Origin of the sequence: uncultured Anaerobiospirillum sp. (assembly GCF_902485895.1) — a bacterium.
Classification (GTDB): Bacteria; Pseudomonadota; Gammaproteobacteria; order Enterobacterales; family Succinivibrionaceae; genus Anaerobiospirillum; species Anaerobiospirillum succiniciproducens.
In genome coordinates, this window is the sequence record NZ_CABTML010000058.1 from 1 (window position 1) to 6,929 (window position 6,929).

The window sequence follows — 6,929 nt, forward strand, 5'->3', positions numbered from 1 at the left end:
CGGGATTGGATCAAAGTAATATCTATAGTTCATGGGTGTGAGCAGTATCTTGTCTCACGATTTAATCGTGAGATCGTATGGCAACTTGATAGCAAAGCTGATAGTATTGCGGCCACTTTGTTAAGTTTATGTAGCTAGCCATGCCTTTAGATCAATAAAGGGTCGATAGCATTATGTTTGCCCAAGATCTCACGTTAGGCTCACACGTGATGAGTAATGGTGTGTCATGGAGCTATGGTGACGTGGTGCTCTCGTGGCCACTTGCTGTGATCTAAGCGCGGCTTTGTGACTTTCTTGAGCTTGCGCTTTAGCTAGTGTTGGAGCTTGATGATGGCTTTATCAGCGTAGCTTAAGGCTCGCTCTGTGCTTATTGCGCAATTAGCCGCCTTGATATGCTGCGATCTTATTGAAAGCAGAGCTTAGTGGCAGGATTGAACGTAGCGATTTGTTTCACAAAGAGTTTCTTCAGGTGCCTAGATACGTCACTTTGTTATGAGATCGCGCAGCAAACTAAGGATTAACTCACACTTACAATATGTAAGCGCTAACGATCTTTGCACTTAGACTTACAATGATTTATTGCTTTTGGAGTTTCTGTTTGATCGCGAGCCAACAAACAGGAACTTAGTGGTTGATTTTGACAAATGTTTGGGGACTAACCTATGTCTGTCATTTTTAAGGTGACCGGGCTTGTCGGTTTACTGTTAATTACTTTTGCGGCACTTAGGTTGACCCTTGGTAGCACGGCCAATTTCATCTTTATCTTTGTGCTTCTCGGAGCATTGGTCATCATTTTACTAGTGGTATTTTTCAAGGGTAAGAAGTATCAGGCAAACTTTGGCATACCAATGCCTGCACAACTTGCTGCTTACCGTAAGGCTTATAACAATTACGACTTTTTTGGTGGTGATTTAAGCTTTACCGAGAACTTTAACTCGCAAGCCTACGTTCATCCAGCTCAGATCATGGATCGCCTTGCAGCTTTATTGATGTTTACCAATCGCGGCGCTAAGTTTAACGAAAAGCAAATCTGCATTATCTCCGCTAGCTGGGCTCAGCTCATGTTAGGACTGTGCAAAGAAGGTCACTATCCAGGCTATGGTGAGCGCTATAAAGAAAAGAATCTGCCACCACAGTTATTAACTGGTGCTGTTTACAATGGCGTTTATCGTGCGCTACAGGCAGACTATTCACCAAATTACGATGTGGACTGTTTACTTGCTGAGGGTAGTATCAACCGCTATATCTTGCTTATCTTTGATACCTTCCTTGAGGACTCAGATAACTTTGGCCGAGTAGGCGATAACTGCTTAGAGACCCTCCAAAAGCTTAGAAAGTTCTTCAAAACTCGCGGTTAATCAAACTCACCACTTACAAGATGCCTGCTGATGCAGGCATTTTTGTATCCACTGCTACCTAAGCAAGCACAGCTAGCAGCGACGCTTAAGCGCCATAAAGACCAACACAGGCCAATAAAGATCGTAAAGCTCAATCAAGCTTAATGCAGATCAGGCCCCCATCGTCCATAGTTTACGTAGGAAAAGAAAAAATGAACATTGTTGAAATACAAACAATAAAATTGTTATTTGCCTCAGGGCAGTATCTTAAGCTCTATGAGAGTCAAGCGCATATCATCAACGAGATCTTATCTATTAAGACAGAAAATGAGTTTCAGGATTTTCTAAATCAAATAGGTTGGTTCGATGAGGGGGTATTTTGGCTACACTATGGATCTTGGCACGGAAAAAGCCTCTTTGTTGGCGCTTACGATGAAGATATTGCCGATAAGGTTAGGTGCTATCTACAGTCTAAACTTCCAGAAAATCTCTTTGAGATGTTAGAAGAGTCCTTAGACCAGATCTATGCAGACGATGAGGATAACCTCATGTACATAATAGATCATTGCAACGAATACTTAGAAGGAACAGGTTACTCGCTTAACCTTGTCTTTGATGATACCTACTATGATGGGGCTTACTTCTTATCGGTAGTAGAGCCATAACAACGTCAGCCTTGCTTAGCAAAAGCAAGACAAAGCAAGCGAGCGAGTGAGCCATGTCAGGGCAGGGCAGGGTAGGGTATTATCTTGCTCAAATACATAGTCAAGAGCCACGTCGAGCTGTGCCTAAAGCAGCTCATGGCACGTACTGCGAAAGCAAAAGCACTCAAGCTAAAGCAGTAAAAGCGCTCTGCTATGCTTTGCTAAAGCAACAGCTTCAGCCACATTAAGCTATGCCATAAGCAGCACTGAGCGCGAGCGCGAGCAACTAATGGTATGAGAGGAAAGGCACTCAAGCTAAACAGCTACAGAGCTCTGGTAGGCTTGGCAAAAGCAACTCTTGGCGCTGAGGACTTGGAGCGGGCGCTGGAAGTGGTAGGGATATAAGATCGCAAAAGGGCGGTTAATACCGCCCCTTTCTAGAGTTGTTAATGTGGTCTTAATTAAAGACTAGGAGGCGTTTCTGCCACCTGAAAGACCGAAAGCACGCTGAATAGCTTGTACGCGGAAAGCAGGGTGCATTTGACGCAGCTGCTGCTCGCGCTGCTCTTTGAGCTCAGCGTAGATTAAGGTGCCAAGACGGTCAATGGTACGACGGCATACAGGAGGGTGGCCTAAGAAGTTAAGCACCTGTAACTCCTCAAAGATCTCACGCACAGAGATCTTCTTGACAGTATTGCCGATACGCTTGCCACGGATAATACGGTCTTTAACAAACTCGTAGAAAACCATGCTTTTACCTGGGAGGACGCGATCCTTAACTGGGAGTGGCTCTGGATCACGCTCAGCACGAATGTAGGCGTAAACGGTAGGACGAGAAATACCCATACGTCTTGCAATGGCAGAAACCTTAATGCCAGCAGCGTACAATCGTCTGATTTCTATACCTTTCTCAATGCTGATGTAATTAGGCATTGACAGAACTCCTTATGTTTCTCATATGCAGATGGCTAAGTCTATCTGCTAAGGTTATGTAGAACCCTAATAAATGAGGTCATAGTCAGAAGCATCGGATAACAATAGAAGCACTGACACATTAAGTGCCTAGTAAAATATTAGGACACGACCACTTCAAGTTCGCTTGATCAAATAGTCATAGTCCATGTACTAAAAGTCTTCTGACTGCATATGTCTTTAGAAATCTAAAGACTCTCTTTGAATGTTTGATTATGAGATTACTCTGTGTCAGCAAGCTACGAGAGCAAGATTGACTGCTAGGGTGTATAGCCACTAGCCATTGAGGGTGATACTCCAGTGTTATTACGCGTACTCGTCTTTAAACGAGTGGCGTTCCCTCAATATCAAGAGTAATTCTCATATATTATTATATGCATTAAGACAGCACATCGACCATACTACTTTTGTAGCGAAATAACGATTTAAAAGCTATAAATATAGATAAATCATAGGATTAATAGGGGTTTACAGTAATATCTAGGCTTGATCAAATTACTACTTGTGTGACAAGTGTCCTGTTGATTTTTGAGCATTTCTACAAAATAGATTTAACAATTTTGCTGTATCAAGTATTTTTTAAGTAACGTTTCTCAGATCAAGCCTAAGCCTATGTATATCAAAGCGCGTTAAGCAACTTAATGAAAAATTTGCATCGTCAAGCTTACACAAGCACAATACAAAGTTATCTAGGCTTAGCAAAATTTGCTCACATTTAGTCTTACATACTACCACATATAGTCTTACATAAGACCACATAAACAAGCAATAAAGACTAGCTAGCAGCTGTGATGCAATATACATTTGGTGTAAAAGCGCCTCAAGTACAACGCATCAGTAGCAGCAATAAACTTAGACTTTCTCTACACACTAATTATTACACAGCTAACACTAGATGCATAGTCATAATCTTAAGATGCACCATTTCATCACGAGTCTAAGCAATAGTTTGATCTCAATATCACAGCTACCAGACTAATTCCCACGACAAATGATCAAACATAGCCCTTACCACAGCACGTGACAATCATCCCCAAAGCCACAAGACCGAGCATCTAAGACCGTGCATATTTGCCACCAGCACCGCGAATTTACGCAAGAGGTCAGCTCTGCCGCCCCTTAGCCATAAGATCCACCCGTTAATAGTCGTTCGTTCTCCATGCATTCGGCGTAGTATGCAGCACACGAGATCATGCCTATAACTTCAATCCATAATCAGGCAATGCATGGCCACACTAAGAAATAGGGCGTATAGAGAGCTGGCAAAGTACGGTGATGAATGGCAGAGCAGGGCCAGGTAGTGATTAACGAGCTTTTATAATCAACTCATCCTAGGCTGGTGTAGTTGAAAGTTGAGGATTGCTGCAGCAGACTATCTCTGCTAATTGCTCTCACTAATAGCTTAGTGTCGTTCGAGCTCATTCAGAAAAGGGTAAAGAGAGCGGCCTTGCGAGAATACAGTCCAAAGAGCTAAGACAGCCTCAACGTCTGTAGTAGGCAATGGAAGTGGGCAGTGGGCAGAACCTATGCCTAATTAGCAGGTCGAATGAGCACAGCTTGTGGGGCATGGTAAGACTTTTAGCTACGCGCTGTCATTGCAGAGAAAGTATGTAAGTCAGCAGCAAGACGTACTTAAAAGTAATTCAGCAAGCACATGCTAAGATGTACAGTTAGACTTATCGGCCCGTTTTGAGATTACTTGTTATGAAGAAATTGGATCCAGCCCTCAGGTCTCAGATTGAAGAGCAACTTCGCAACGGTGAAACAGTTGCCTCAATCTCAAGGGCCACTGGCGTTCACATCAATACCATTTATCAGATACGTAATATGATGTACCCAAATGAGATCCCTGCTGATGCACCAATGCCACGCGGTTTGACCTCATTAAAAGAAGCGCAAAAGATTGCAACTATCTGCGAAATGCTTGGTTATGACCATCCTGATGTGCTTGAGTTATTAGCAAAGAATGCTCTTGATATTGACGAAATCAAGGCATTTCAAGAATGGTCTAAAAATAACCTTGAGTACTGCACTAAGTCTACACTTAGAGCTCGAGCCCGCGATGAGGCTAAGTTAGCTAAACAAGAACGGGCTCATCAAAAAGCCATAGAAAAGCTCAATGCTCAGCAGAAAGAATTAACCAGCAAATATGAAAAGGAGAATAGGGACTTACGCATCTCAGCGGAGTTGTTAACAAAAGCTATTGCGCTCCTAGGCAAACATGATTAAGTAAAGCTACAGCGTTTCTTGCTCTTATTCTTTTCGACCAATACATAGAACTCAGATAAGTCTGGAGGCATAGGTTTGCTTCAAGGTCCTCACCATGGTAATCGTCTAATCGACTTGTCCTGCGCTCCATGGACAATGCATGAGTTCTTCGCTGGTAGCGGCTTAGTTGCTTACGGACTCAAAGGTATGTTTAAGCCTATTTGGGCTAATGATATTAGTAAGCACAAAGCGGCTGTATATGAGGCTAACTTTGGTCTCAAGCATTTTAAGCTTGGGGATATCAAAGATGTGAGCGGCTCTGATTTGCCTTTTGCGCATTTATCTTGGGCAAGTTTTCCATGCCAAGATTTATCTTTAGCGGGCGCTTTAGGTGGTATTCATGCCTCTAGAAGCGGTTTAGTGTGGGAATGGCTACGCGTATTATATGAGATGCTTGAAAAGCCGCGCATATTGGTTTTAGAAAATGTAAGTGGCTTGCTTTCCTCAAATGGCGGTGCAAATTATCGCTCTCTTCATATGGCACTTGTAGAGCGTGGCTACAACTGTGGCGCTATTGTTCTAAATGCTGCTCTATTTTTACCTCAGTCTCGACCAAGGATATTTGTTATTGCTGTTCATCGTGAGAGCAAAATCCCGACCCAACTAACTAGCGACACGCCTTGTTATCTGCATAATAAAGCCGCTACCGATTTAGGTAAGTCTTTACCAGGATGGATTTGGTGGCATGCAGACAAGCCTCTTAGACGCCAGAGCACATTAGAAGATATTATCGAAGAAGAAGTTGTATTTGATAAGGATGCTATCTTAAAGCTTGTTCCTCAGCGACATTGGGTCAGGCTCAATGAACACGAGACAATCTATGCTACAGGCTATCGCCGCACACGTCATGGTCAACAACAACTAGAATTGCGCTTTGATGGCATTGCTGGTTGCCTTAGAACCCCTGAAGGAGGTAGTAGCAAACAGTATTTAGTTGTGAAAAAGGCCAATGAAATTCATGCTCGCCTGTTGACGGTTCGCGAGACAGCTCGCTTGAAGGGAGCACCAGATAGTTTTGTTCTCCCAGGAAGTGCCAACGATGGCTATAAAGCGATGGGAGATGCTGTTGCAGTGCCGGTAGCTCAGTTCATTGGAGAGAGGTTCTTAACTAAGCTTGCCAAGTCCGTATACGCTGAGTAGACCAATAAAAAAGCTCACTTACTTTACTGATGACCTAAAGCAAAAAAGCGACCATAACTGATGCTCTATCCAATCATCAGTCATGATCGCTTTGGTAAGGCCGTTCAGAATAGCCTTATTAATTATTGTGTGGTTCGGTTAATTAGAACATGAAACGAGCATTAGCATTGATGCCTAAGCTGTCAGTGTTGGAAGAACCAGTGTAGTTGATGCTTACGGAAGTACCGAAGTTACCGTTTTGTGCACCAAGACCTAAGTTCAGACCATAAGTAACCTTATCTAATACCTCAGTATCGAGTACGGTATTAACCTTAACACCATCGAAGCGAACTGAAGAGTTAACCTCAGTATCACCGGTGTTGAAGGTTAAGGTTAAGTCAGCATTAGGAGCTAAAGTCCAATCGCCCATGTTAAATGCCTTAGATACGCCAACACCAACTGGGATGGAGAAGACGTTCTGTACATCAAAGTCGGTCTTGCCGATGCTGCCCTTAGCAGTCTTCATCTCGTAAGACTCAGTGTCTAAACGAGTAAAGCGCATGCCAGCATGTGGGGTGATGTCAGCAAA

Annotated in this window: 6 protein-coding genes; 4 read left to right on the plus strand and 2 right to left on the minus strand. The window is 43.2% G+C overall.

Annotation, left to right across the window (positions count from 1 at the left end; genetic code table 11):
• The first annotated feature begins 662 nt into the window (after nt 1–662).
• Together RDO37_RS04730 and RDO37_RS04735 are read left to right on the plus strand one after the other, a co-directional pair.
• Nucleotides 663–1,358: a hypothetical protein gene (locus RDO37_RS04730; RefSeq protein WP_308498286.1), complete on the plus strand. Its 696-nt coding sequence runs from the start codon at nt 663–665 to the stop codon at nt 1,356–1,358.
• Nucleotides 1,359–1,549: 191 nt separating this feature from the next.
• The gene (locus tag RDO37_RS04735; protein WP_308498287.1) at nt 1,550–2,002 is read left to right on the plus strand and encodes a hypothetical protein; all 453 of its coding nucleotides are present in this window, start codon (nt 1,550–1,552) and stop codon (nt 2,000–2,002) included.
• A gap of 447 nt (nt 2,003–2,449) precedes the next feature.
• On the opposite strand, the gene RDO37_RS04740 is transcribed toward RDO37_RS04735, so the two are convergent.
• Nucleotides 2,450–2,914: a helix-turn-helix domain-containing protein gene (locus RDO37_RS04740; RefSeq protein WP_281710646.1), complete on the minus strand. Its 465-nt coding sequence runs from the start codon at nt 2,912–2,914 to the stop codon at nt 2,450–2,452.
• A 1,743-nt stretch (nt 2,915–4,657) separates the two neighbouring features.
• On the opposite strand from RDO37_RS04740, the gene RDO37_RS04745 reads away from it, so the two are divergent.
• Together RDO37_RS04745 and RDO37_RS04750 are read left to right on the plus strand one after the other, a co-directional pair.
• Entirely contained in the window at nt 4,658–5,182 is a 525-nt protein-coding gene (locus RDO37_RS04745) for a hypothetical protein (protein ID WP_308498288.1), read from the plus strand.
• Between the two features lie 135 nt (nt 5,183–5,317).
• A complete protein-coding gene (locus RDO37_RS04750) occupies nt 5,318–6,361 on the plus strand; it encodes a DNA (cytosine-5-)-methyltransferase (RefSeq protein ID WP_308498289.1) in 1,044 nt (347 codons plus the stop codon).
• Between the two features lie 142 nt (nt 6,362–6,503).
• Here RDO37_RS04750 and RDO37_RS04755 read toward each other — a convergent pair.
• Nucleotides 6,504–6,929: autotransporter domain-containing protein (locus RDO37_RS04755; protein WP_308498290.1), on the minus strand; the 426-nt coding region annotated here is incomplete at its 5' end.